This window comes from Salinirubellus litoreus (assembly GCF_037335815.1).
Taxonomy (GTDB): Archaea; Halobacteriota; Halobacteria; order Halobacteriales; family Haloarculaceae; genus Salinirubellus; species Salinirubellus litoreus.
This window is the reverse complement of the sequence record NZ_CP147841.1, coordinates 1,177,464-1,202,442: the sequence shown is the minus strand read 5'-3', so window position 1 is coordinate 1,202,442 and position 24,979 is coordinate 1,177,464. Positions and strand designations below refer to the sequence as shown.

Below are 24,979 nucleotides of genomic sequence, written 5' to 3'. Positions count from 1 at the left end.
TTTTCTTCAATATAGCCACCAGGTCAAAGTTTTAGCAACGTTTAGGTATGATGGACAATTACACGCCACCAACATGGTGAGCAACACGGAGAAAGCCCTGTGGGGCGTCGTGGCCCTCGTCCTGGTCGCGTTCGCGATCCCGTGGTTCATGTGGCGCGACGCGAGCGTGGCGTTCGGCCTGCCGGTCTGGCTCTGGTGGCACGTCGGGTGGATGGCGCTCGCGGCGGCCGTCTTCGGGCTGTTCGCGAACCGTGCGTGGGGTATCGGCATCGAGGAGGGCGTGTAGATGAACCAGCTACTCGTCCAGGTCGCGGTGCTCGGCGGCTACCTCCTGGTCGCCCTCGCGGTGGGACTGGTGGCCTACCGCCTCACGGCCGACACCGCCGAGGACTACTACCTCGCCGGCCGCACCCTGGGGACGGTCGTCCTGCTGTTCACGACGTTCGCCACGCTGCTGTCGGCGTTCACGTTCTTCGGCGGGCCGAACCTCGCCTACTCGGCGGGCCCCGAGTGGATCCTCGTGATGGGGCTGATGGACGGCGTGCTGTTCGCCCTGCTCTGGTACGTCGTCGGCTACAAGCAGTGGCTCGTCGGCCGCAAGCACGGCTACGTCACGCTCGGCGAGATGCTCGGCGACCGCTTCGGCTCCGTACCCCTCCGGCTACTGGTCGCCGCCATCTCGATCTTCTGGCTCTTCCCGTACGTGATGCTCCAGCAGATGGGCGCCGGACAGGCGCTCGTCGGGCTGACGGACGGCGCGGTCCCGTTCTGGGTCGGTGCGGGCGGCATCACCCTGTTCATGGTGATCTACGTGGCGGTGTCGGGGATGCGCGGGGTGGCCTGGACCGACACCCTCCAGGGGGCGTTCATGCTCGTCCTGGTGTGGGGTGCCGTCGCCTGGGTGCTCTCGGCCGTGGGCGGCGCGGGCGAGGCGACCGCGGCGCTCGCCGACGCGAATCCCGAGTTCCTCAGCCTGGGGGGCGGGCTCTACTCGCCCGAGTGGATGATCTCGACGGCCGTGAGCATCGCCTTCGGCGTCACGATGTTCCCGCAGATCAACCAGCGGTTCTTCGCCGCCCGCTCGAAGACGGTCCTCAAGCGGACGTTCACCCTCTGGCCCGTCCTCGTCCTGCTCCTGTTCGTCCCGGCGTTCATGCTCGGCTCCTGGGCCGTCGGGCTCGGCGTGCAGGTCCCCGAGGGGGGCAACGTCGTCCCCGCACTCCTGAACGAGTACACCCCGGCGTGGTTCGCCGCGCTCGTCATCGCCGGCGCGCTCGCCGCGATGATGTCCTCGTCCGATTCGATGCTCCTCTCGGGCTCCTCGTACCTCACGCGGGACATCTACCGACCCCTCGTCTCGGACGCCAGTCGAGAGGACCTCGTCGCCCGGGCCGGCGTCGCCGTCTTCGCCACGATCTCGTTCGTCGCGTCGCTCTACGCGCCGGGCACGCTCGTCGAGATCGGCAACACCGCCTTCGGCGGGTTCGCACAGCTCGCGCTCCCGGTGATGGTGGCGCTCTACTGGGCCAGGACCACCAGGACGGGGATGCTCGCGGGCGTCGGCGGCAGCCAGGCGTTCTACCTCGCGAGCGTCTTCCTCCCGTTCGTTCCGGGGACCTACCTCGGCGGCTGGCAGGCGAGCGTCGTCGGGATGGTCCTCGGGCTGGTGCTCACCGTGGGCGTCTCGCTCCTGACCTCCCCCGCCTTCGGGGAGGACCGTACGGTCTACTTCGAGGGGCTCCGGGCGGACTGATACGGACGGTTCGTCTGGACGGGGTCGGCGGTCACCGGTAAGAGACTACAACCGTCCGTACGAGTGCTCGAACGCCGCGGCTCAGAAGATGTACGGGTCGTCCGGCCCGGCCGCGTCGGGTACCACCCACATCCCCTCGGAGTCCTTCTCGACCTCACCGTTGGCTCTGAGGTCCTCGAGGACGTCCTCGATCTCCTCGACGGGGTAGCGCAGCGCGGTGGCGATGCCCCGCGCGCTCGTCCCCTCGCTCTCGGCGACGACCCGCACGACCTCGTCCGCCGGTGTTCCCTCGTCGTCGTCCTCCCAGCCGCCCGTTTCGCCCGCGAACTCGTTCATGCTCCACCTCTGAGAGGCCCCCATATGAATCCGCTGGTCGCCTCAGACCCGGGAGGGCGGGCGTCGGTACCGCTTGGTGACGGGTCCCGGTCCCGAGAGCTGACGCGTTTAATATCTCGGCGGACCTCCGGACGGTGATTCTGCTATCAAGAGTCCCGAGATACACGTCGACAACTACGGGCGGCCGAACCCGCCCGATCCGTCTTCGGTCGGCCGACGGGGGCCGCCTCGCGGGACTGGCCGGCATCGTCGGCGGCGTCATCGTCCTGAACGCCCTCGCGAGCGTCGTCGGCTACAACGCCGCCTGGCTCGCGTTCGGCGGCCCGCTCGATCTCGCCTGGATCGTCCTCGGGCGTTCGTTGCTCGACGGTGAGAGTGCGAGGACGACCACGATCGCCCGAGACCCGCCTCACGACAGGTTCTTATTCCGGAGTGACATCTCGTGAATCGACTCGTCGGAGTCAGTGACCACGATGTCAGATCCCCGTGCCACGCCGATCCGAACCGTCCGAGTACCGAGACGTCCGAGCGCCGTCGCGAGGGTCACCGGAGAGCCCCCGTTCGCGGCAGTACCGCTCGCGTGGCACCTGTTCGGGGACGGGCCGATCCCGGAGGTAGCCTGATGCCCGTCGTCCCGAACGCCGTCGAGCGGCTGGCTCTCCTCCGGCTCAACCGCGGTCCCGGCCCGCTCCTCGACCTTCTCGCCGCCGGGAGCTTCCACGCCGTCGTCCGGGCCGTCGACCTCGGGGTGTTCGAGGCGCTCGCGGAACCCCGAACGGCCGCCGACCTCGCGAACGACCTCGACGCCGATCCCGATACGCTGGAATCGTTCCTCGCCTTCCTCGCCGCCGCCGGCTATCTCGAGCGCGACGGCCACCGGTACGCGAACACCGCGATGACGACCCGATGGCTCACGGACGCCCGCGACACGAACATGGCCCCGTGGCTGACCGCGTGGAACGAGGTCGTCTTCCCGTTCTGGGAGCGGGAGTTCGAGCGCGTCCTCCGCGAGGGCGAGCCCTCGACGGACGTCTACACCTGGGCTGCGGCGGACCCGGATCGGGCGTCGACGCTCCACGCGGGCTTCCGGGCGACCGCCAGCCTCGCCCGCGAGGACGCCCTCGCGGCGGTCCCGGTCCCGGAGGGAGCGACCCGGCTACTCGACGTCGGCGGGGGGCACGGCCTGTACGCCGCCGCGTTCGCCGAGGAGTACCCCGATCTCTCCGCGGTGGTCCTCGACCACCCCGCCGCGGAGCCGTCGTTCGAGGCCACGCTCGCGGACGCCCCCGGCGTGGCCGACCGTGTGGCGTTCCGGGCCGCCGATTACCTCGGAGACGCCCTCGACGATAGCGTCGAAGGCGAGGGCTACGACGTCGCGCTCCTGTTCAACGTCGTCCACGCCCACGACGCGGCGACGAACCGCGCGCTCCTCGAGCGGATGTTCGAGGTCCTCCGCCCCGGTGGGGTCGTCGCCGTCCTCGACCAGTTCACCGGCGACGGCAGGACACCGATCCCCCGAACGGCGGTCCGCTTCGTCGACCCCACCTATCGGCTGACGCTCGGCGCGCACACCTACCCGGCCGAGGAGGTGACGGGGTGGATCGAAGAGGCGGGGTTCACCGACGCGCGGGTGAAGCGCCGGTTCAGCGGCGTGACGTTCGCGCTCGGACGGCGGCCGTAGCCGGACCGGACCGGACCGGACCGGACCGGACCGGACCACCGGAGGAGTTTATTGCAGTGTCAAGGCTAAAACCCCGCCCTTCAGGGCGGGGATACAGCCGACAACTCCTACACAATCCACCGTCGATGGCAAGGCCGGATATTCCACGCCAACCGACTCTATTAAGAGAACGCTGTTCATAACCAGTTATGAAGCCAGAAATGGGCCGGACCATCCGAACCTTTGAGGCCACCATACCGAACCAACAACAGGTTCGGGACGACCTCGACCAGCTCGGATGGGCCGCCTCAAAACTCTGGAACGTCGGTCGCTACTACACGCAAGAACAGTGGGACGAAACGGGCGAGATTCCCGATGACGGGGAACTCAAAGCCGAACTCAAAAGTCACGAACGCTACACGGACTTGCATTCGCAATCCAGTCAGCGCGTTCTCGAAGAACTCGCTGAAGCGTTCAACGGCTGGTTCGGCAAGCGTCGGAACGGCGACGACCGTGCCCGACCGCCCGGCTACCGCAAACACGGAGACGCCCACCCGCGTTCAACTGTGTCGTTCAAAGCGGCTGGCTTCAAGCAGGACGCACAGTTCAACCGCGTTCGTCTCTCGAAAGGCCGCAACCTCAAGGAACACCGTTCAGATTTCATCCTGTGCGAGTACCAGACCCGCCCGGATGTTGACCTGACCGAGTGGGACATTCAACAGGTTCGCGCCGTCTACAAGCGCGACGAATGGCGGCTTCAATTCGTCTGTCGAACCACTATTGACCCGGAACCGCCGGGCGACGAGGTGGCTGGTGTTGACCTCGGGATTTGCAACTTCGCCGCCGTCTCCTTCGGTGGCGAGTCGGTGTTGTACCCCGGTGGCGCACTCAAAGAGGACGAATACTACTTCGCCAAGAAGCGTGCCGAGACGGACGATTCGGCGTCACACGAAGCGAAGCGACTCGATCGAAAACGCATCGCCCGTCGGACACACTTCTTGCACACACTCTCGAAAGCAATCGTAGACGAGTGTGTCGAACGAGGTGTTGGGACGCTTGTCGTTGGCGACCTTGGCGGAATCCGTGAAGACGACGAGAACGGCGAACCTCGGAATTGGGGCGACCACGGGAATCTCGACTTGCACGGGTGGGCGTTCGACCGCTTCACCTCGATACTCGACTACAAGGCGGAAGCCGAAGGTATCGAGGTGGATTTGGTTTCGGAGCGAGATACGTCGAAGTCGTGTTCGGCGTGTGGCCACACCAACGACAATCAGCGGATTGAGCGTGGCCTATACGTCTGTGACGAGTGTGACACAGTTGCGAACGCGGATGTGAACGGCGCGGAGAATATTCGGCAAAAGGTACTCCCGAATCTCGCCTGCGATGGGGGAGGTGACCTCCTCCCCGTCGTAAACGACGGGGCTTCCCACGGCACCGCACCGCTGGTTTGGGATATTTACTGGTTGACGACTCGTCGGCATGACGAGCCGATGGCGGGGCCACACCGCCGTTACTCCTATCCCCGGCAGGGGACTCGGAGGTATCTTGACCGAGACACCACAGCGGTTCGAGAGGGTGTCTCGAACATTCTGGTTCTCGGCGTCCCGATATTGTGCATTTAGGTGGCGGTGAGACCGCCTCGGTGTACGTCATGCTACGATGTGAGGTTACTTAAATATCCATATTAGCGTCAGAACGTGGTCCGTGGAGGAATTGTCGGATTCACGCCCGCCGTAAACGGTGGGATTCTCTCCTTGAAGAAAGATAGGGATAACGGCTGGTTGGCACAGCCAGCGGTTCACTTGTTCGACCGTAGTGAAGGTGTTTTCGCCCCACGAGAACAGGCCGCTAACCGCGAACCGTAATATCCCAACGCGGTCGGGAATCCTCGCCCTTTAGGGTGGGGAGGATGTCAAACCGCCATCGGAGACGCTCCACTCGAAATGGCGCGCGTCGTCGTCTGTCTCGACGGGCTGGACCCGGACTACCTGGACGCGGTCGAGGCCCCAAACTGGGACCGTATCGCCGACGCGGGGACGTCCGGTGAGTGTCGCTGTGTCGTCCCGAGCCTCACCAACGTCAACAACGTGAGCATCGTCACCGGCGCGTTCCCGGCGACGCACGGCATCACAGGGAACAGCTACTACGACCCCGACGGCGACGGCCTGGTGTACATGAACGACCCGTCGTTCCTGCGCTGTGAGACCCGCTTTCGGGGGCTCGCGGCGGCGGGCGGGTCGGTCGCCGCCCTGGTCGCCAAGCGGAAACTCGAACGGATCGTCGGGCGGGGCTGTTCGGTCGCCCTGAGCGCGGAGGACGCTCCCGACTGGATCGAACATGAGATCGGGGAGGGCCCGGGGATCTACTCGGGGGAGGCGAGCCGGTGGCTGCTCGACGCGGCGCTCTCCGTGCTCGACGACGCCGCACCGGACGTCCTCTACGTCTCGACGACGGACGTGGTCCCCCACAAGCACGCCCCCGACGAGCCGGCGGCCCGCGAGTGGGTTCGCGCACTCGACGAGCGACTCGGCGCGCTCCTCGATCGCGGGGTCGACCTCGTGGCTACCGCGGACCACGGGATGAACCACAAGACCCACCGCGTGGACCTCGACGCACTCCTCGAACGCGAGGGCTACGACGCCGAGGTCGTCCGACTCATCCGGGACGATCACACCTACCACCACCAGAACCTCGGCGGCGCGGCGTACGTCTACCTGCGCGGTGAGCGTCGCGAGGACCGAGGCGACGACCTCGGCTGGCTCGCGTCCGTCGACGGCGTCGACGAGGTGCTCTCGGCCACCGAGGCCGCCGAACGATTCGGCCTCCCGACCGACCGCATCGGAGACGCGATGGTGCTCGGCACCCGAGAGTCGGTGTTCGGGCCGGTCGAAGGGGGGGCCGAGGACCGGGTCGACCTCCGGAGCCACGGGTCGGTTCACGAGCAGGCTGTCCCGTACGTCACGACCGAGGACGCGGAACTGGAGTACAACCTGGAGGCGTTCGACCCGCTACTCGGACCTCCCGGCAGGCGGCGGTGACGGGTGCGGTGAGCGCGAACTTGTCTCTATAAGATGAGGATCCGTCGAGAAAACCCGAAAATCCAGTACTGAATCAGAGATCGGTTGAACTCGATACCCAGAGGCGAGAGCCGTTTAGCAAAAAAGATGTTACGGGCCCTGCCTTGGAGACGTTCTACCTCTTGAAGCGATGTCGACTATTGCACGGATCGTTCTGTTGAGCGAGCCTGGAGAAATGAATTGAATTGGGAAATGGAGTTCTTCTCATATATTTCATTCACTAATAATTTAATTCATATCTATCCAATTCATCTATTATCACTCGTTTCAGGCCCCCAGACACGCAAAATGCTTATTTACAAGTACATCAGAGTTTATTGAACAAAGGGTGCTTTGCTCACCCTTCTCTGCCCATGAGCCGGAACAGGTCGATACTCGGCCGATGCCCGGAGTGTGTCGAGGAGATCCCATCAGGGTATGCGCTTATTGAGTACGAAAAAGACGATGGAACAACCGGTATCTGGGCCGAGTGTCCGGCCTGTGGTGAGGTAGTCCGGCCGGAGTGAGTGCACATTCTCAATTGACCCCGACAGGCCAGGTGCTACTTTCGGGTTACACCGAAGTGGAACATCGGTACACGCCCATATTTAAATACTAATTTTCAAATTCAACTTTCTCTTTATCTGTCGATATCTACCATCTCGGAACCCCTACCTTTCTAAACGCTTATCTTCCCGAACACCTGGGTTTATACTGAAGGGGAGGGTGCACTCTACCCTTTCATCGGTAACGGTCTAGCCGAAGCAGGGCGGTTTCATACAGGGCTCAAAGTCTTCCTCCTTAGCTCTGGAGAGAGGGATCTCCCGTACCGGTCGTCGAAACGTCGTCTTACACGCCGCATCGAAGCACAACCATCCTTGTTTGTGAAAACAGAGGCCGCCACCTGTTGGTACGACTACTGTCTCTGAGGGTGATTGAGTTGGCGACACGGTAGCCCCGAACCTAAGGATGTTAGTCTGAAGTCACTTGCGACAGTACATAATGAAACATAATTCCCGAAACCGGACATTGGGCGTATAACATCTAGATACGGCAGATGTCCGGTTCTCCCCGTACTCCATCCATTGGGGTAGAGGCGAGTATGACACCCGATATCGACCCCCCGACCTACCCCAGACGACAGAGCGATACAGAATATTGGTGCACGGCGTTACCGGAGATCTCGTATTAGGGGTGAGACGAGAGAACCGACGGTAGAGTAACCCCCGAATTAGTGGGAACGATGTCCATGTCTCCCTCGGCAGGGACTATGATTCCACACTGACGGAGAGATCATTCACCGGGTTCGAAAGCTCCGATCTGTAGACACAGAGTCCGTCATCGGTTCGATCTCGGGGTCATCATGCTATCGCTCTCGAATCTATCGGGGTAGCAGCTCGTAACGATCGAAATGTGGTGTCCAGCATTCACCTACCTCTACCTCTGAACCCGTCTCTGTAGACAATATCGCTACTATCGGTACTGGGGTAGAGGTTCCCGAAATCCGGAGAAACACGATCCAGAGACCGAATCGAAGGGGTTCGATAAGAGAGTATTCGGTGACAGGAACCGTTTCCCTCTGATGAATAGAGGGCGCGAATTCAGCGGATGGTTTGAGTCTCATTGTGTGCCATGCAGAGACTCCAATTACTAACTGTGTTATATGCCAACTCATGCCAAGTGACATAATATTCGATGAGGACGAGATCGACATCATTGGCAAAACTCGACTGAACGACGACGTCGAGGCTACTGGAACAATTCGTTTCAAGCCGGACGGGCATAGAAGTGGGCTCGAACCGATAACGCTCTGGGGGTACTATGGCCTCGCCACACTCGGCGATGACAGCGTAGATGGTCGCCTCATGCTGACGGACGAAGGGGCTGCCACGCGGCTGTACCTGGAAGGGGGTAAAGAGATACCGGCCGCCCAGAGGGCTTCTGAATCGAACAGCGTCCTCGGTCTAGTCTGGAACTCTAATGTAGACCGGATCCGGAGCAGTGGTACGGAAGCCAATCCCGGCACCGAACGTGAGACGAGTCGGGTTGCCGAATCCCAGTGGTCCGTAATGGACATGATTAGACCGTCACTTTTCGAAGACGTGATAACCCCGTCCCGGGAGGAGGCGATAGCTCCCGAAGACGCCGAGAGACGCGCCAGTTTCTACAGGAATCTCCGCTTTTATGTCAATGGATCATCGGCTAGTCTCGGGCTCGGTGGAGACGGCGTAGCTGGGGACATCGTGCTGAAAGGAGAAGACGACGAGCCCAGAGTACGCATCGATGGAAGTGGCGTGACCTTAGCCGACGAGGTACGGGCGTACGTAGATGGAGAAAGCGGTAGTGTCCGGTTAGGTGGTGACGGACAAGGGGGGGCATTAACCTTACGCGACGGTGATAATAATGAACGGGTCAGCATCGACGGGGAAAGCGGCGATCTTTCTGTCGGACCAATCGAGAGCCTAGTAACAAAGATTCAGGAACTGGAGCAAGAAGTCGCCGACTTACAAGACCAACTCGCCGCGCTCAATGGAGGCGAATAATCCCATACATGTCGACTATCGATACAAAAAGGGGGGAGTGCTACAGCTCGTTGGAACACGACGAGTTCGACGGGCGACTATACGGTAGCGATGATTCCGACCGTAGGGTCGATTTCGTCACAAAGAAGCAGGATAGAAGGAGATGACTAGCTTACGAACAGTCGTTCAGGACTGTCTGGGTAAAGGCGAAGCGGGTGAAACCATTTCGGTACGTGAAGACGTGCTAGGTGTTTACGGGGATGATAATCCTCAGGCCCGCTCGGTTGTCGAACGGTTGGACCGGATTCAGACCCAGCCGTTCATTCGGATCGCCCTGGTGACCGTTCGGCCAACCGGTTCACCGGCAGATCAGAACGCGAATTTACAGCGCGACATCGATAGCGCGAACATCGTCTATCAGAATGAGTGTGGTGTGTGGGTGTATCCGGTGGGAAGTCGGGTCATCAGTACGGATTTCCTGGGTGATTTAGTGCAACTGGATCAGGACGATTGCTTGGCCAGCGGGCACAGTGTCAGTGACGAGGAGGACGCGCTCTTCGATCTCGGACGAGACATGGGGGCCGAAATCGTGGGCTACTACATCAATAGCGACATGGCAGGATTCCGTGGCTGTGCAGCCCATCCGAAAAATCGGCTTGGCTTCTGGGTGGGTTCCTCCGCTACCCGGTGGACACTAATACACGAGCTGACACATATAGTTGGCAGAAATGGACACAGAAAGAATGATACAAAAAATCTGATGTTCACGAACACGGGCGCGATCCAGGACCTTCCGCCCGATCTGACCGACAAACAGTGCGAACGAATTCATGATGACAAACATATGGAGAGCTGTTAGAGGGCCAAGATCATGGTAAGAATAACAGAGGACCTGAGGCTCGCGCTCGAAGCGGATGACCCGGAAGAATTGGAGGAGATCATCGAACGGGGCGACCCCGAGGACTTCGGAACCTTTCAGGAATTGATTGAGAACGAGGAGACATCAACGACCTATCGACGACGGGCTCTCTATGCCCTGGGCAAGTGGCCAGACCGGGAGACCGACGCGGTGAACACGATCGAATCCGTTCTCCCGAGACTCACCGAACTAGAACGGATTACCGCCGTCTCTACGCTGAGGCGGATCGGGACATCAGATGCGCGTGAACTCATCGTCTCGAAAGCCGATGATGACAGCCCTGACGTTCGCCGCCAAGTGGTAAAGGGATTGTCTCGAATTGGGGACGAAACTGCGATGGATATGCTTCGGGAACTCGCAAAGGATGACGAAACAGAACACGTGCGCGAATTGGCACAGGAGAAATTACGACGACTGCAGGGAGAGTGAACACAGAAGGTAGTATGGAACGCGATAGGAGGTCGTCTATAGTTGTCGTTTGTGTGTACTCGCTCGGGCAGACTTGGGTGGAGGATGACCGACTCGAGCTTTTGCTCTCTATGGAGTCTGATAGCTTATTTAAGCACAGCCTCCCCGTATAGCGTATGCAGACCCACGTCGTGCCGGTCGGCTTCGACTACGACCGGCTCATCGCGCCGCTGGTCCGCGACCGGGTCGACGTGGACCGGGTGGTCCTGCTGGAGGGGGCGGTGGGTTCGGAGACGAACGTGGAGTATTCTCAAAGACTTGCCGAGAAGCTGGAGGCGGACTTCTCGAACCTGCTCGGTGCCGAGACCGAGCGGTTCGTCGTCGAGGACGTCTACGACTACGACGCGGCGTTCGAGCAGGCCTACTCGCTGATCAACGCCGAACTCGACTCGGGGGGTGAGGTGTGGGTCAACGTCAGCGCGATGCCCCGAACCGTCTCCTTCGCGTTCGCCACCGCCGCCCACTCCGTGATGGTCGAGCGCGAGGCCGACCGCGACCGCGTCCACACCTACTACACGGTCCCCGAGAAGTACCTGGAGACCGAACTCGCCGAGGAGCTCCGGGCGGGGGTCGACCTGCTGGAGGCGCTCCTGACCGACGAGCCGGTCGACGACGAGCGGATCCGCGAGCGGCTCCGTTCCGTAAGAAGTCTGCTCGCCGAGTTCGACGAGCGCGGGACGACCATCGGGGCCAAGGAGGTGGACGGCTCGCACGTCGTCGAACTGCCCGTCGCGCCGTTCTCGAACGTCAAGCCGTTCGAGGAGCTCGTCCTGTTCACGCTCGGCGAGCACGGCGAGTTCGAGTCCGTGAGCGAGCTCGCGGGGACGCTCGCCGAGGAGCTCGGCGAGGAGTACACCGACGCGTTCCGCTCGAAGGTGATCTACAACGTCGACCGGCTCGGACCGGGCGGGAAGGGGTACGTCGAGCGCGAGGAGCACGGCAACTCGTATCGAACGAGGCTCTCGCGGATCGGCCGGCTGTGGGTGCGCGCCCACGCCGACGCCGCCCCCGAGGAACTGGCCTGAACCCTCGTCCGCACGCTCGCGGGTCGGTCCGCATCCGCACCTCGATCGGTCGTGTGTGCCGTCTACGGTCTCCCGTCGTGCTCGTCGCCGGGCGTACCGACCGCGTGGGCCGCTCCGACGGTGTCGTTCGACCCTGGCAGAGTGGGACCACCGAAGGCAGCGCCCTCGTCCCGGTTCTCCTCTCGATATTCGACGAACACGTATTCGTATTCCACGAGGAGCGGCTACCAGCACGGCCATGAACACCCGAGCCCGTTCGCCCGCGATCCGAGTTCTCCACGTCACCGACGAGCAGGACTCGGTGGAGGTCGTCACCGGCGCGTTCGAGCGCGCTGACGATCGGATCGAGGTCGTCACCGCACGGAGCGTCGACGAGGGGCTCGGCCGACTCGCGGGCGACCCGATCGACTGCGTCGTCTCGGACTACGACCTCCCCGGGCGGAACGGACTGGAGTTCCTCGAGGCCGTCCGCGAGACGCACGGCGACCTCCCGTTCGTCCTCTACACCGACGACGGTTCCGAGGGAGTCGCGAGCGAGGCGGTCTCGGCAGGGGTCACGGAGTACCTCCCGAAACGGTCCGTGACCGAGAACCCCGGCCGCCTCGCCGGTCGGTGCCTCGACGCCGCTCGGGGGTACCGGGATCGGCGGCAAGCCGTCGAGCGCCGGTGCCTCCTGGGTGTCGTCCGCGACGTCGGTCGAGTGCTCCTCCGAGCCGACACGTGCGAGGAACTGGACCAGGGGGTGTGCGACGTGATCGCCGACGCCGATCCCTACTGTTTCGTCTGGATCGGAGACCGCGAACCGGGATCCCGACGGATCACGCCACGGGCCCGGCCCACAGGTGGGGGTGGCCTCGCCGACGAACTCTCGGCCGCGATGGAGGACGAGGCCGACTGGAACCCCGCCGTGGAGGCACTGGACGCTCGAGAGATCCGGGTCGTACACGACGCGGAGGACTCCCCCTGCGGGCCGTGGCGCGAGCTCGCACTGGAGCGGGGGTTCCGGTCGAGCGCCGCCGTCCCGCTCGTCCACGAGAGTGAGGACCACGGGGTACTGAACGTGTACGCGGCTCGCCCCGGCGCGTTCGACGGATCCGGCCGGTCGATCCTGATCGATCTGGGAGCCGACATCGCCCACGCCCGCCACGCCCTGCGGATCAGGGGCGACCTGAAACGGACCGCGGGCCGGCTCGAAGCGCTGTTCGAGAACTCCCCGAACATGATCGACATCCACGATGCCGACGGAACCATCGTCGAGGCCAACCCTCGCATGTGCGAGAAGCTCGGCTACTCCGAGGACGAACTCCGGGGGATGCGAGTCTGGGAGATCGACCGGACGATCGACCCCGAGAACGCCGCCGCGCTGTGGGACACGATAGAGTCGGGGGAGCGCCACGAACTGGAGGGTTCGTATCGGTGCCGGGACGGACTGACGTTCCCCGCGGAGGTCCACCTCCAGCGACTCGGGGAAGGGAAGGACGGACCGTTCGTGGTGATCAGCCGCGACATCACCGAACGCAAACGCCACGAGCGGGAACTGGAACGGAAGAACGAGCGCCTGGAGGAGTTCGTCCGTGTCGTCTCTCACGATCTCCGGAACCCCCTCAACGTCGCGGAGGGGATGCTCGATCTGGCTCGCGAGGATTTCGACAACGACCGCCTCGACGACGTCGAGAGGGCCCATCGCCGAATGCGCGTGCTGATCGACGACCTGTTACGGTACGCCCAGGAGGGAGAGACGGCCATGGACGTTCAGCCCATCGCGCTGGCCGGGATGGTCGAGGGCTGCTGGGAGAACGTCGAAACGAGCGGGGCCACGCTCGTCGTCGATACCGAGCGGACGGTCCACGCCGACGCCAGCAGGCTCCGGCAGCTCCTGGAGAACCTGATACGGAACGCCGTCGACCACGGTGGTACGAACGTGACCGTGACCGTGGGCGACCTGGACGACGGGTTCTACGTCGCCGACGACGGGCCGGGCATCCCCCCCGAGAAGCGGGATGCGGTGTTCGAGGTGGGCTACTCCACGAACCGGGAGGGGACCGGGTTCGGTCTCGCGATCGCACGCGAGGTCGCCGATGCACAGGGCTGGGAGATCGACGTGACCGCCAGCGAAGCGGGCGGGGCCCGGTTCGATCTCACCGGCGTCGACACGTCCTGAGGGACGATCTCCCGACGTACCCCACGGACAACGGTTTAGCCCGAGCACGCCCTCTGGGAGTGGCAGAGCTGTCATGCACGGGGATGACTCCGATTCGAGCGCGTTGTAGTCCGTCGCGTCGGCGTTCGGCGTCCTGGCCGGTATCGCCGGTCTCGGTATCGAGGGCTCGCTGGGAGCCCACCGCCTGCCGGACCGTGCCCGGGCCGCCCTCGATCGGCTGTGGCCGCTGGCGTTCGCCGTCGCGGCACTGAACGGGCTGTTCCTGTTCGTCGGCGCGGTCGTCCTCGTCTACGCGACCGAGGGGAACGACCCCGCACTGTTCCTGAACAGTTTCTACTTCGCCGTCGTCTCGGTATCGGTCGCCATCGTCACCGGGGCCGCACGCGACAGCGAGCGACGGACGCGCGCCGTGGTGGGACGTTCCGTGGATGCGCTCGCGGGCGGTACCGTTCGGTACGGGCTGTGGACAGGATCCCGTTCACGTCCTCCCCGTGGCGTTGGCGTTCCTCACCTTGTGGACGCGGGTAGCGAGGGCGAGGAAGACGCAGGCGACGGTGAGGACGACGGCCGCGGCCGCGGCGACGTCGTGTGCCGGCACCGTGTGATCGAAGCCGCGACCGGGACCGAGGTAGGGCTCGACGTTCAGGAGCGTGTGGTGGGGGTCGCCGACGATCGGTACCAGATAGTCGACGACGTCGTTGAGCGCGTACCAGGCGGCGGCGAGTGCCACCGTACCCACGGAGAACGCGGCGTAGCGGTGGATCAGGAACGCCTCGGCGACCATCGCCAGGTGGCTCGTCACGAGGAAGGCGTAGAGGCCGTACTCCCAGACGAACCCGACGAGCCCCAGGGCGGCGAACGACCCCGAGGGGTACTCGGCGGGGAAGGCGAGGAGGACGAACGGTGTCCACGCGCCGAGTTTGATACAGCCGAAGAAGGCGAGCACGTTCAGGTACTCGTTCGACCGACCGAGCTTCCAGAGCGAGAGCGAGAGGGCGATGAACAGCGTCGCCAGCGGCGAGTCCGGGGTGAGCGGCCACATCACCGGGTCGGTAATGGAGAACTGGAAGCGGTAGAACCAGAACCCGAAGGCGGTTCCGACGAGGTTGGCCGCGACGACGAGCCAGACCAGCCGGAGGCCGAAGTCCTCCAGCGGCCCCGGGAGCGGTGCGAGATACCACGGGAGCGACTCGCGGGGCGGGAGGTCGTCGGGCGGGAACCGTCGGTCGTAGAGCCGCCGGAGCCGACCGAGTGCGGTCCCCGTACGACCCCCGCCACCGGTGCCTGCCATACCCCTCGTTCCGGTGCCGTCGTCTAAAACGCCGCGGGTCCGGCCGGGCTGCACGCCCCGCAGCCGGGGCGAGGGTTATCGCCGGGGATCCCGAGACGCCGCTCGGTCCGGACGAACCCGAGGGCCGAATGTCGTCCCTGACGCGATATCGACGCCGAGACCGCCGCAGTCGGCGGATCCAACCACCGGAACGACACCCGTTAAGTGGATCCGTTCCTACCGTTCGTGTATGAGCGAGTCAGAGGCCACGGACATAGAGGAACTGCGTCGCGGCACCGACCTCGTCAAGCGGGGGTTCGCCAAGATGCAGAAGGGGGGCGTCATCATGGACGTCGTCACGCGAGAGCAGGCCCGCGTCGCCGAGGACGCCGGCGCGGTCGCCGTGATGTCCCTGGAGGCGGTCCCGGCGGACATCCGCAAGCGCGGGGGCGTCGCCCGGATGGCCGACCCCGCCGCGCTCCGGGAGATCATCGACGAGGTGTCCATCCCGGTGATGGGGAAGGCCCGCATCGGCCACACGAAGGAGGCCCAGATACTCGAGGCGACGGGCGCGGACATGATCGACGAGTCCGAGGTCCTGACCCCGGCCGACGACGAGTACCACATCGACAAGCGCGAGTTCACCTCGCCGTTCGTCTGCGGGGCCCGGGACCTCCCCGAGGCGCTCCGGCGGATCGACGAGGGTGCCGCCATGATCCGGACGAAGGGCGAGGCCGGGACGGGCGACGTCAACCAGGCGGTCACCCACCAGCGGGCGATCAAGAGCGCCATCCGCGAACTCGAGGGCAAGACGTTCGAGGAGCGCGAGAAGTGGGCCCGCGAGCACGAAGCGCCCGCCGACCTCGTCCACGAGACGGCCGAGATGGGCCGGCTCCCAGTGGTGAACTTCGCCGCGGGCGGCATCGCCACGCCGGCCGACGCCGCGCTCATGATGCACCACGGCTGTGACGGCATCTTCGTCGGATCGGGCATCTTCGGCGCGGAGGACCCCGATGCGATGGGCCGGGCCATCGTCGAGGCCGTCAACAGCTGGGACGACCCCGAGACGCTGGCCGAGATCGCCACGAACACGGGCAAGGGGATGAAGGGCCAGTCGAACACCGACATGCCCGAGGAGGAGAAGCTCCAGGGACGGGGCGTCTGAGCGACGGTACGTCCCCCTTCGCTACCGATCCGCTCTCGATCCCCCGAAGAGCAGAGCGGTCGAACGGCGGACGGCGAACGAAACGGACACCCCACGAGACGACGGGCTCGCCCGTGGGAGCCGTTCGGCGGGTTTACCCGCCGGGCGGCCGAGCCGTCCTCATGGACCGGCGACTGGCCGTACTCTCGCTCTGTCTCGTCGGCCTCGCGGTGCTGTCCGGGTGTTCGACGGGCGTCTCGACGCCAGTCCCGGGGGACGACGGGACGACCGCGAGACCGGTCGGGACGCCGACGGTTCCGGGCGAGAGCGTCCGCGTGACGGTCACCCGGATCGTCGACGGGGACACGGTGGAGATCAGCTACGGCAACGGAACCGCCGACACCGTCCGCCTGCTGGGCGTGGACACTCCGGAGGTCCACTCGGCGAACACGCCAGAGGAGTTCGAGGGCGTCCCGGAGACGCCGGCGGGCGAGAACTGTCTCCGTCGCTACGGCGAGCGGGCGAGCACGTTCGCCGAGGAGCGCCTCACCGGCGAGAGAGTCCTCCTCCGGTTCGACCCCGAGTCCGACCGGCGGGGCTACTACGGCCGGCTGCTGGGCTACCTGGTCGTCGACGGCGAGAACTTCAACCGCGAGCTACTGGAGGAGGGTCTCGCCCGGGTGTACGACTCCTCGTTCACCCGACGCGAGCGGTTCGAGGAGATCGAATCGACCGCTCGCACGGATGGAGCGGGGCTGTGGACCTGTGCGGCGGACACCAGTGCCGGCGCGACGGTGACTTCGACGCCCGAGACGGGGAGCAGTGACGGGCGGCTCCGGATCGTCGCGATCAACGCCGACGCCGAGGGGGACGACAACGAGAACCTGAACGACGAGTACGTCGTCCTCGAGAACACGGGTACCGAGTCACTCGACCTCTCGGGGTGGACGGTGACCGACGAGGCCGGCCACCGGTACACGTTCGGCGAGTTCACCCTCGGACCGGGCGATCGGGTCACCCTCCACACCGGACGCGGTTCCGATACCGCGACGTCGGTCTACTGGGGCCGGTCGGGAGCCGTCTGGAACAACGGAGGCGACACCGTCACCGTGAGGGACGCGGAGGGGAACGCGGTCGCCGAACGGTCGTATTGACAGTCGTCACTCCTCGCCGTCGCGCAGGACCCGGGCGAGCCCGGCCAGTCCACCGACGCCGGCGAGCGCGCCCGCGACGCCGAACCCGGGACCGTCGCCGCCGGTCGTGCCGGCCGCGGTCTCCGGGTCCTCGTTCGTCCCCTGGTCGAGGTTCTCCGTGCGGATCTGCTCGACCTCGAGGCCGACGTACGCGTCCGGGCAGGGGATCGCGCGGTTGACGACGTAGAGCGCCCCCGCCTCGATGCCGGAGTCCGCCGTGGTGAATATCTGGGTGGGGATATCCCTGTGGTCGTCGTCGATCTGGTCGACGAGCCGGCCGGTGAAGGAGTCGAGTCCGTCGGGCGACCAGTTCTCGAACTCGCAGCCGGAGACGTCTTCTGCGGTGAGTTCCGACTCGCTCTGGGCTTCGACGTAGACGAAGAGGCCGGCGTAGTCGTCGGTGAACTCCTCGGCCCCGGGGACCACCATCCGTGCCGTGTAGTCCGCACCGCCGGACTGTGCGGCCCCGAGGCCCGTCGCGCCGACGGCGACAGCGCCGCCCGCACCCAGCGTACGGAGGACGCCACGCCTGGAGACCGGCCGTGAGGTGTCGTCGGTCATCGGCGTCGGCTAGCCCCGTCCGATGGATAGGCCTTGACCCTGCAATGTCCGGGCCGAAACTGGGGATCGACCCGCGGGCCCGAACGGCGCTCGAAGCACCCGAGGGCACCTGGAAGCGCCGAACGGGAATCGTTTTAACACGTCATTTCGTACGCCCCGTATGTTCAAGGCTATCGTGAGCGCCGAGACGCTACGGGGGGCGCTCGACTCGGTGAGCGTGTTGGTCGACGAGTGCAAGATCAACCTCAACGAGGACGGGCTCGCGATCCGTGCCGTCGACCCCGCGAACGTCGGGATGGTCGACCTGACACTGGAGGTCGAGGCGTTCGAGTCCTACGAGACCGACGGCGGCGTCATCGGCGTGAACCTCGCCCGGCTCGAGGACTTCGTCGGGATGGCCGACTCGGACCAGCTCGTCCAGCTCGAACTCGACGAGGAGACCCGCAAGCTCCACGTCCGCATCGACGGGCTCGAGGGGACGCTCGCGCTCATCGACCCCGAGTCCATCCGCAAGGAGCCCGACATCCCCGACCTGGATCTCCCCGCGACGATCGTCGTCGAGGGGCGGGACATCGACCGCGCGGTGAAGGCCGCGGACATGGTCAGCGATCACATCGCGCTCGGCGTCGACCCCGACGAGGAGGTCTTCTACGTCGACGCCGAGGGTGACACCGACGACGTCCACCTCGAACTCACCCGCGAGGACCTCATCGACCTCGTCGCCGGCGAGGCCCGCTCGCTGTTCTCGCTCGACTACCTCAAGGACATGAACAAGGCGATCCCGAAGGACGCCGAGGTCGAGATCGAACTCGGCCAGGAGTTCCCCGTCAAGCTCCACTTCGACATCGCCGAGGCGAAAGGGCAGGTAACGTATATGTTAGCCCCACGCATTCAGAGCGACTGAACGCCGACGGCGCTCACCCCGGACCAACCCGCGGTACCCTCCTTCCACCCTCCTTGCCCGTTCTCGGCGGCTCCACGTACGCGTCAGTCGTCGGCCAGCACCGTCTCTCCCGCCCGGACCTTCTGCCCGCGCTCGACCCGGACGTCCGCGAGCGATACCCCCGGCGGGAACAGCACGTCCGCCCGCGAGCCGAAGGTGATGTGCCCGATGCGGTCACCCCGGTCGAGGTCGGTGCCGGGAGCGACCAGCGGGTGGATCCGCCGGGCGACGGCACCCGCGATCAGGCTCACCTCGTAGTCGCCACAGTCCACGTCCACCCGCTCGTTCCGGTCGGACTCCTTCGTGAACGCCGGGAGGTGCCTGCCGGGGGTGTGCTCGACGGACTCGACCGTGCCGGGGGCGGGCGCGCGGTTGACGTGGACGTCGGTGACGTTCATGAACACCCCTACTCTCACTCGGGTCTCGCCGCCGTGGTCCTCCTCGCGAAGCACGGAGACCCGGCCGTCGGCCGGCGAGACGAACCCCTCCCGGGGAGCGGTGCGCGAGGGGTCCCGGCTGAACCAGACGGTCAGCACGACGGCGAGCGGGACGAGGAGGACCGCTGCGGGAGCGAGAAGCGTGAGCGGCAGTACGAGCGCCCCCGCCAGGAGCGCGCGGCGACGGGTCCCGGGTGCGACCCGCACGGGTGAGTCGGGGAGCACCGTCACAGCGACCGGTCGATGACCGCCTTCGCGGCCCGGGCCTTCTCCTTCCAGCCGTACCCCTGGTCGTAGACGTGCTTCTTCGCGTCGACGAGCTCCTCGGGTGAGGTCTCCTCGAACCCGCCCCGAGCCCACGTCCCCGAGTCGTGGAGCCACTCGACGACTCGCTCCCTGGCTTCGGGCCAGGTCAGCCCGACCATCTCGTAGAACGCCACCAGCGCGAAGACGCTGTTGTCGTGGGCACCCGGTACCGAGCCCTTCTCGTAGATGGTCCGCAGGGGCTCGGCGGTCGGACGGGCGACCCGCTCCTTGTACTCCTCGGTCGTCAACAGTCCGAGTTGGTTCTCGTGTTCTTCGACGCGGCGGTCGCCGCGCAGTCGACCGAGCGCGGCCTCGTGGAGCGGCGTCCACTCCTCGACCGCTCCTTTCAGTCCGTCCTCGGGGAGCGACCGGGCGGAGAGCCGCGAGAGGACGTCCAGGTACGCCCCCTCGATGGCCGCCCGATCGGTCCCCTCGTGGTCGCAGGCGGCGTCGTGGACGTTGCTCGTCGTCCGACAGCCCGGACACGGGTATGCGAACCGCGGCACGACGCACCTGTTCTCCCGGGACGAGTATGAGGCTGTCGGGTCGGCAGGGAGAAGACATGGGCTATCTCGCGATCGGGTGCGCCGGTGTGCTTCCGATCAACTGCATCGGCCAGTACGCTGTCGAGGTGGTACTGTCGACCGATTCTTCTCTTGCGTATCCCAACACCCCGACCCGACCGATACGAACCTTCAAGTCCGATAGCGGGACCACCGTTCGACAGTCCTATGGCCGGCGCGTCCCGACCACCCGACGTGACTGCGGACGGCGATCAGGCGGAGAGCCCGGCGTGGCGCGACGTGTTCGGCCACGACGAGCCGTACGACGACCAGGCAGAGGGGATCGAGACGGTCGTCGGGACCGCCCGGGAGGCGGGTTTCACGGCCCTCGAAGGGGCCTGTGGGACGGGGAAGACGATGCTGGCGCTCACCGCCGGCATCGATCTCGTCCGCGATCCCGACTCGCGGTTCGAGCGCGTGCTCGTCCTGACGAGCGTCAAACAGCAGCTCCGCCAGTTCGAACAGGACCTCCGGACGATCAACGCGAACCTCCCCGAGGACTGGCGGCCGGTGTCGGGGCTGACGCTGGTCGGGAAGGCCGACGTCTGCCCGTACAACCGCGAGGGCGCGGGCGGCATCGACGATACGAACGTCTACGATCGCTGTGAGAGCCTCCGCGAGCGGACACGGGGGCTGACCGAGGACACGACCGCAGGGGCGCTGGCCCAGGAGGCCCGGAGCCAGCAGGTCGGCCTCGCGGATTCGGGGACCGACGGCGGTGCGACCTACCTCGAATCGGCGGGCGGGATATCGCCCTATCCCCGCGAGATGCCCGAGTACGGTCCCCAGGATACGGAGTTCTGCCCGTTCTACGCGGGGTTCCTCGACGACCTCCCCGAGGAGGGTGATGCGGTCGAGGCCGTCCCCTTCGACCACACCGAGCTCGGCCTCGTCGAACCCGACGACCTCGTCCGGCTGTCCGTCGAGGCCGGTTCCTGTCCACACTCGGTGATGGGCGCGCTGCTCCCCAGCGTCGAGGTCGTCGTCGGGAACTACTACCACGCGTTCGATCCTCGTACCGTGGAGTCGTTCACCGGCGCGCTGCTCGACGAGGAGACGTTCCTGGTCTGCGACGAGGCGCACATGCTCGAACCCAGGGTACGGGATCTCGTGAGCGACGCCGTCTCGGACACCGCCCTCCGCGACGCGGCGGGCGAGATCGCCCAGGTCGTCCAGCCGCTGACGTTCACCGAGGAGACCGGCCGGGCGACGGGGCCGGTCGAGGAGGTGCGCGCGGAGCTGGAGGAGTCGAGCGTCGGCGTCGAGGACCTCCAGCGGACCCGCGAGTTCCTGCTCGATCTCCGCGAGTACCTCGACGAGAGGGTGGTCGAGCACCTCGACGCCGAGCACCCGGAGTGGCGCGAGTCGATGGCCGACCTGCCCGACGACGAGATCCCCCTCCGTGATCCCGAGGAGCCGGCGGTCGACGACCTGACGGAGTGGGCCGAGCGCGCGGGGTGGACCGCAGACGACTGGGCGCAAGCGGAGGCGGTCGGCGCGACGGTCGCCGGCGTGCTCGATCGGGTCGAGGACGTCGGCGAGGACGGGGACGACGGCGAGAGCCGTCGGCTGGCACCGGGCGTCGGCCGGACGCTCGCCGCCTGGAACCGCGCGGACCACACGGAGTTCTTCCGCGAAGTCGAACTCGAGCGGACGTGGAACGACGCCGCGCCGCGCGACTCCTGGCGGCGGGCGTACAGCGCCCGGTTCGCGCTCCACAACTGCGTCCCGGGCGACGTCATCGGCGAGCGTCTGGGGACGTTCGGCGGTGGGGTGCTGATGTCGGCGACGCTCGAACCGCTCGACGTCTTCCGGGCGGTGACGGGCCTCGACGCGCTCGCCGACGACGGGCGGCCGGTGGTCGAACGGGTCTACGGCCTCGACTTTCCCGAGGGGAACCGCGCCTCGTTCGCGGTGAAGGCCCCGAAGTTCACCTACGGGAACCGGGGGCCGCCGGGCGAGTCGAACCGGGTCCGGGACGCCCACGCCCGCGCGATCCGGCAGGTCGCAGCCCTCCCGGGGAACGTCCTCGTCGGGATGCCCTCCTACGCGGAGGCGGAGTGGGCCGCGGGCATTCTCAGAGGAGCGGCGGACGTGGACAAGCGGGTCCTGCTAGACGAGCCGAGCGCCGACGAGGCCACCGAGCGGCTCAAGGCCGAGTTCTTCGAAGGTCCGCCGAAGGTGCTCGTCACGTCGCTCCGGGGGACCCTCACCGAGGGTGTCGACTACAGCGGGGATCGCCTGCACGCCGCCGTCGTCTCCGGTGTCCCCATCGTCAACACGGCCTCACCGCGGACTCGGGCCGTCCGAACGGCCTACGACCGGCGGTTCGGGGACGGGTTCCGGACCGCGCTGTTGACCCCGGCGGTCCGCAAGGCACGCCAGGCGATCGGGCGAGTCATCCGCGGTCCCGACGAGGTGGGCGTGCGCGTCCTGCTCGACGAACGGTACGCGGGCGACTCCTGGGACTCCGTCCGGGACCTGCTCGGCCCGGACCGGGCGGAGTTCCAGCCGGTCGGCCCCGAGATGCTCTCGGTCGCGCTCGAACGGTTCCACGGGTAACTCCATCGCGAGTGTCGGAAATCGTATCCGTTCGCGCCCGGGATAGTGTGCCGTCTGTCGGTCGTCGGACGCGCGTCCGACGTCCGGTTCCACTCGCAACGTAGCCTCACCGGCCCGCATCCCCCCGGTTTCCCGACCCCGCCGGTTCGCGTGGAGCGCGTTCACACGACCCGTCGCGTGCTCGTGTTTCGAACCTGAGACAGGTTTTTGCCCGGTCCGGCGAAACCCGGGGGCGTGCCGCCGAAGGGAAACCGACGTCGACTGGCGCTCACAGGGCTGCTCGCGGGGACGCTGGTGCTCGCCGCGATCGTACTGCTCGACGTCCTCTCGACGGTGTTCTTCGCGGTCACCATCGCGTACGTCCTCTACCCCGTCCGGCGCTGGCTCAGCCAGCGCGGGCTCTCCGAGCGAGCGGCGAGCGCCGCGGTCGCCACCGGGGCGTTCGCCGCCGTCCTCGCCCTCGTCCTCCCCCTCGGGTTCGTCCTCTACCGTCGCCGGCGCGTCCTGTTCGACCTGCTCGAACAGATACCCGACGTGGTCGAGATACCCCTGGGAACGGTCGTCTACACCGTCGACACCGTCGCCCTCCTCGATTCGTTTCGAGGATTGCTCGGCGACGTCGCGCTCGGCGTCGCGGCTGTAGCGCCCGTCCTCGCCCTCCAGCTATTCCTGTTCGCCATCCTGCTCTACGCCCTCATGCTGCGGCCGGGGGGCGCCGGGGAGGCCCTCCTCGGGGTGGTCCCGCCGGAGTACCACGACGTGGTTCGAGCGCTCGACCGACGGATACGCGAGACGCTGTTCGGGATCTACGTCCTCCAGGCGGCGACCGCGGCGGGGACGTTCGTCGTCGCGCTCGTCGTCTTCTTCCTGCTCGGCTACGGCGCGCCGTTCACGCTGGCCGTCTTCGCCGCCGTCCTCCAGTTCGTCCCGGTAGTCGGTCCCAGCGTACTCATCGGGACGCTCGCGGTCGTGGACGTCCTCGCCGGGAACGTCACCCGGGCGGTACTCGTCGCCGTGGTCGGGGCGGTGTTCGTCGGGTTCGCGCCCGACGCGATCATCCGGCCCCGGCTGGCGAACTGGGCCGCCCACCTCCCCACGAGCCTCTACTTCATCGGCTTCACCGGGGGGATCCTCACCGTGGGACCGATCGGGTTCATCGCGGGGCCGCTGGCGGTCGCGGTACTGGTCGAGGTGGTGTCGCTGCTCGCCGACGAGGACCCGGTGGACCACGGGACGGGCCCTAAGTGACGAGGTCGCCGCCCTCGCGCTCCCACTCGGTGAGCGATCCCTCGTAGAAGGCGAGATCCTCGTAGCCGAGGTGTCTGAGGACGACGTACGTGTGGCTGATCCGGCGGGCGGTGTTACAGTAGAGCAGCACCCGCCTGTCGGGCGTGATCCCCCTCGATTCGAGCGTCTCGCGGTTCTCGGCGTCGGGACGGAGCCCGCGGGACTCCCGATCGACGAGTTCGAGCCAGTCGAGCCGAACCGCGCCGGGGAGATGCCCCTCCTCGTACTCCCGCTCCTCGCGGGTGTCGACGATCACCGTTCCCGGATCCGAGAGCGCCTCGCGGACCGCCTCGATCGGGACGAGCGGCCCGTCCTCGTCGAACGCCGCCCGGTACTCGGCGGGCTCGACCTCGGAAACGTCGGTCGTCGTCGGGTACTCCCGTTGCCAGGCGCTGAAGTCACCGTCGAGCAGGTGGAGCCGGTCCCGCGGGTGCCCGTAGAGTTCGGCGGTGACGAGCAGCCGTGCGGCGAACACGCCGTGGGTGTCGTCGTAGGCGACGAGGTGGTCGTCGTCCCCGACGCCAGCCTCGCCCATCAGCGAGCCGAAGGCGTCCGCCCCCGGGAGCATCCCGGCCTCGCCGTCCTCCTCGGAGCGGAACTCGTCGAACGGTACGCTCACCGCGCCGGGGAGGTGGCCGATCCCCTCGTACTCCCAGGCCTCGCGCACGTCGACGACCCGCGTGTCGGGGGAATCGAGCCGCTCGGCGACCCAGTCGGCCGGAACCACGATCTCGTCCATACGCCCGGTTCGCGCCCGGGGGTTTCAAACCACGCGACGACGTGCGGCGTGCCCGCTGCCGACAACCGGCA

The 24,979-nt window shown here is 66.1% G+C and carries 21 protein-coding genes; 15 read left to right on the top strand and 6 right to left on the bottom strand.

Annotation, left to right across the window (positions count from 1 at the left end):
• The first annotated feature begins 73 nt into the window (after positions 1-73).
• Entirely contained in the window at positions 74-286 is a 213-nt protein-coding gene (locus WDJ58_RS05840) for a DUF3311 domain-containing protein (RefSeq protein WP_338916701.1), read from the top strand.
• Positions 287-1,753, top strand: coding sequence for a sodium:solute symporter family protein (locus WDJ58_RS05835; protein WP_338916700.1), 1,467 nt, complete (start codon positions 287-289; stop codon positions 1,751-1,753).
• A gap of 81 nt (positions 1,754-1,834) precedes the next feature.
• On the opposite strand, the gene WDJ58_RS05830 is transcribed toward WDJ58_RS05835, so the two are convergent.
• Positions 1,835-2,089 (bottom strand): hypothetical protein, encoded by a 255-nt coding sequence (locus WDJ58_RS05830; RefSeq protein ID WP_338916699.1) that lies wholly within the window; start codon positions 2,087-2,089, stop codon positions 1,835-1,837.
• 622 nt (positions 2,090-2,711) lie between these two features.
• Between WDJ58_RS05830 and WDJ58_RS05825 the strand changes: the two genes are divergently transcribed.
• The 8 genes from WDJ58_RS05825 to WDJ58_RS05790 all read left to right on the top strand — a co-directional run bounded on the left by WDJ58_RS05825 (position 2,712) and on the right by WDJ58_RS05790 (position 13,903).
• Positions 2,712-3,770, top strand: a complete 1,059-nt coding sequence (locus WDJ58_RS05825) for a methyltransferase (RefSeq protein WP_338916698.1) — start codon at positions 2,712-2,714, stop codon at positions 3,768-3,770.
• A gap of 200 nt (positions 3,771-3,970) precedes the next feature.
• On the top strand, positions 3,971-5,374 hold the full coding sequence (locus tag WDJ58_RS05820) for an RNA-guided endonuclease InsQ/TnpB family protein (RefSeq protein WP_380661570.1): 1,404 nt from the start codon (positions 3,971-3,973) through the stop codon (positions 5,372-5,374).
• A 321-nt stretch (positions 5,375-5,695) separates the two neighbouring features.
• Positions 5,696-6,790, top strand: coding sequence for an alkaline phosphatase family protein (locus WDJ58_RS05815; RefSeq protein WP_338916697.1), 1,095 nt, complete (start codon positions 5,696-5,698; stop codon positions 6,788-6,790).
• Positions 6,791-8,481: 1,691 nt separating this feature from the next.
• Entirely contained in the window at positions 8,482-9,351 is an 870-nt protein-coding gene (locus tag WDJ58_RS05810) for a hypothetical protein (RefSeq protein ID WP_338916696.1), read from the top strand.
• A gap of 142 nt (positions 9,352-9,493) precedes the next feature.
• Positions 9,494-10,189, top strand: a complete 696-nt coding sequence (locus tag WDJ58_RS05805) for a hypothetical protein (RefSeq protein ID WP_338916695.1) — start codon at positions 9,494-9,496, stop codon at positions 10,187-10,189.
• A gap of 12 nt (positions 10,190-10,201) precedes the next feature.
• Positions 10,202-10,678, top strand: coding sequence for a HEAT repeat domain-containing protein (locus tag WDJ58_RS05800; RefSeq protein ID WP_338916694.1), 477 nt, complete (start codon positions 10,202-10,204; stop codon positions 10,676-10,678).
• 155 nt (positions 10,679-10,833) lie between these two features.
• A complete protein-coding gene (locus tag WDJ58_RS05795; protein ID WP_338916693.1) occupies positions 10,834-11,742 on the top strand; it encodes a DUF6293 family protein in 909 nt (302 codons plus the stop codon).
• A 238-nt stretch (positions 11,743-11,980) separates the two neighbouring features.
• Positions 11,981-13,903 carry a PAS domain S-box protein gene (locus WDJ58_RS05790; protein WP_338916692.1) on the top strand — a complete coding sequence of 641 codons (1,923 nt, stop codon included), beginning with the start codon at positions 11,981-11,983 and terminating at the stop codon, positions 13,901-13,903.
• Between the two features lie 478 nt (positions 13,904-14,381).
• Here the strand turns inward: WDJ58_RS05790 and WDJ58_RS05785 are convergent, their stop codons facing one another.
• The gene (locus WDJ58_RS05785) at positions 14,382-15,194 is read right to left on the bottom strand and encodes a DUF1405 domain-containing protein (RefSeq protein ID WP_338916691.1); all 813 of its coding nucleotides are present in this window, start codon (positions 15,192-15,194) and stop codon (positions 14,382-14,384) included.
• Positions 15,195-15,423: 229 nt separating this feature from the next.
• Here WDJ58_RS05785 and pdxS point away from each other — a divergent pair, with 229 nt between their 5' ends.
• Together pdxS and WDJ58_RS05775 are read left to right on the top strand one after the other, a co-directional pair.
• Positions 15,424-16,338: a pyridoxal 5'-phosphate synthase lyase subunit PdxS gene (gene pdxS / locus WDJ58_RS05780; protein WP_338916690.1), complete on the top strand. Its 915-nt coding sequence runs from the start codon at positions 15,424-15,426 to the stop codon at positions 16,336-16,338.
• 161 nt (positions 16,339-16,499) lie between these two features.
• Positions 16,500-17,471 (top strand): lamin tail domain-containing protein, encoded by a 972-nt coding sequence (locus WDJ58_RS05775; protein WP_338916689.1) that lies wholly within the window; start codon positions 16,500-16,502, stop codon positions 17,469-17,471.
• A 6-nt stretch (positions 17,472-17,477) separates the two neighbouring features.
• Here WDJ58_RS05775 and WDJ58_RS05770 read toward each other — a convergent pair whose 3' ends face one another.
• The gene (locus tag WDJ58_RS05770) at positions 17,478-18,071 is read right to left on the bottom strand and encodes a hypothetical protein (RefSeq protein WP_338916688.1); all 594 of its coding nucleotides are present in this window, start codon (positions 18,069-18,071) and stop codon (positions 17,478-17,480) included.
• Positions 18,072-18,231: 160 nt separating this feature from the next.
• On the opposite strand from WDJ58_RS05770, the gene WDJ58_RS05765 reads away from it, so the two are divergent.
• The gene (locus WDJ58_RS05765; protein WP_338916687.1) at positions 18,232-18,975 is read left to right on the top strand and encodes a DNA polymerase sliding clamp; all 744 of its coding nucleotides are present in this window, start codon (positions 18,232-18,234) and stop codon (positions 18,973-18,975) included.
• An 83-nt stretch (positions 18,976-19,058) separates the two neighbouring features.
• Here WDJ58_RS05765 and WDJ58_RS05760 read toward each other — a convergent pair whose 3' ends face one another.
• On the bottom strand, positions 19,059-19,658 hold the full coding sequence (locus tag WDJ58_RS05760; RefSeq protein ID WP_380661568.1) for a protein sorting system archaetidylserine decarboxylase: 600 nt from the start codon (positions 19,656-19,658) through the stop codon (positions 19,059-19,061).
• Positions 19,659-19,678: 20 nt separating this feature from the next.
• The gene (locus tag WDJ58_RS05755; RefSeq protein WP_338916685.1) at positions 19,679-20,263 is read right to left on the bottom strand and encodes a DUF7474 family protein; all 585 of its coding nucleotides are present in this window, start codon (positions 20,261-20,263) and stop codon (positions 19,679-19,681) included.
• Between the two features lie 225 nt (positions 20,264-20,488).
• Here WDJ58_RS05755 and WDJ58_RS05750 point away from each other — a divergent pair, with 225 nt between their 5' ends.
• Together WDJ58_RS05750 and WDJ58_RS05745 are read left to right on the top strand one after the other, a co-directional pair.
• Entirely contained in the window at positions 20,489-22,882 is a 2,394-nt protein-coding gene (locus WDJ58_RS05750) for an ATP-dependent DNA helicase (protein WP_380660330.1), read from the top strand.
• Positions 22,883-23,116: 234 nt separating this feature from the next.
• The gene (locus WDJ58_RS05745; RefSeq protein ID WP_338916683.1) at positions 23,117-24,130 is read left to right on the top strand and encodes an AI-2E family transporter; all 1,014 of its coding nucleotides are present in this window, start codon (positions 23,117-23,119) and stop codon (positions 24,128-24,130) included.
• Here WDJ58_RS05745 and WDJ58_RS05740 read toward each other — a convergent pair.
• Positions 24,123-24,908, bottom strand: coding sequence for a sulfurtransferase (locus tag WDJ58_RS05740; protein WP_338916682.1), 786 nt, complete (start codon positions 24,906-24,908; stop codon positions 24,123-24,125). The genes WDJ58_RS05745 and WDJ58_RS05740 overlap by 8 nt on opposite strands.
• Between the last annotated feature and the right edge of the window lie 71 nt (positions 24,909-24,979).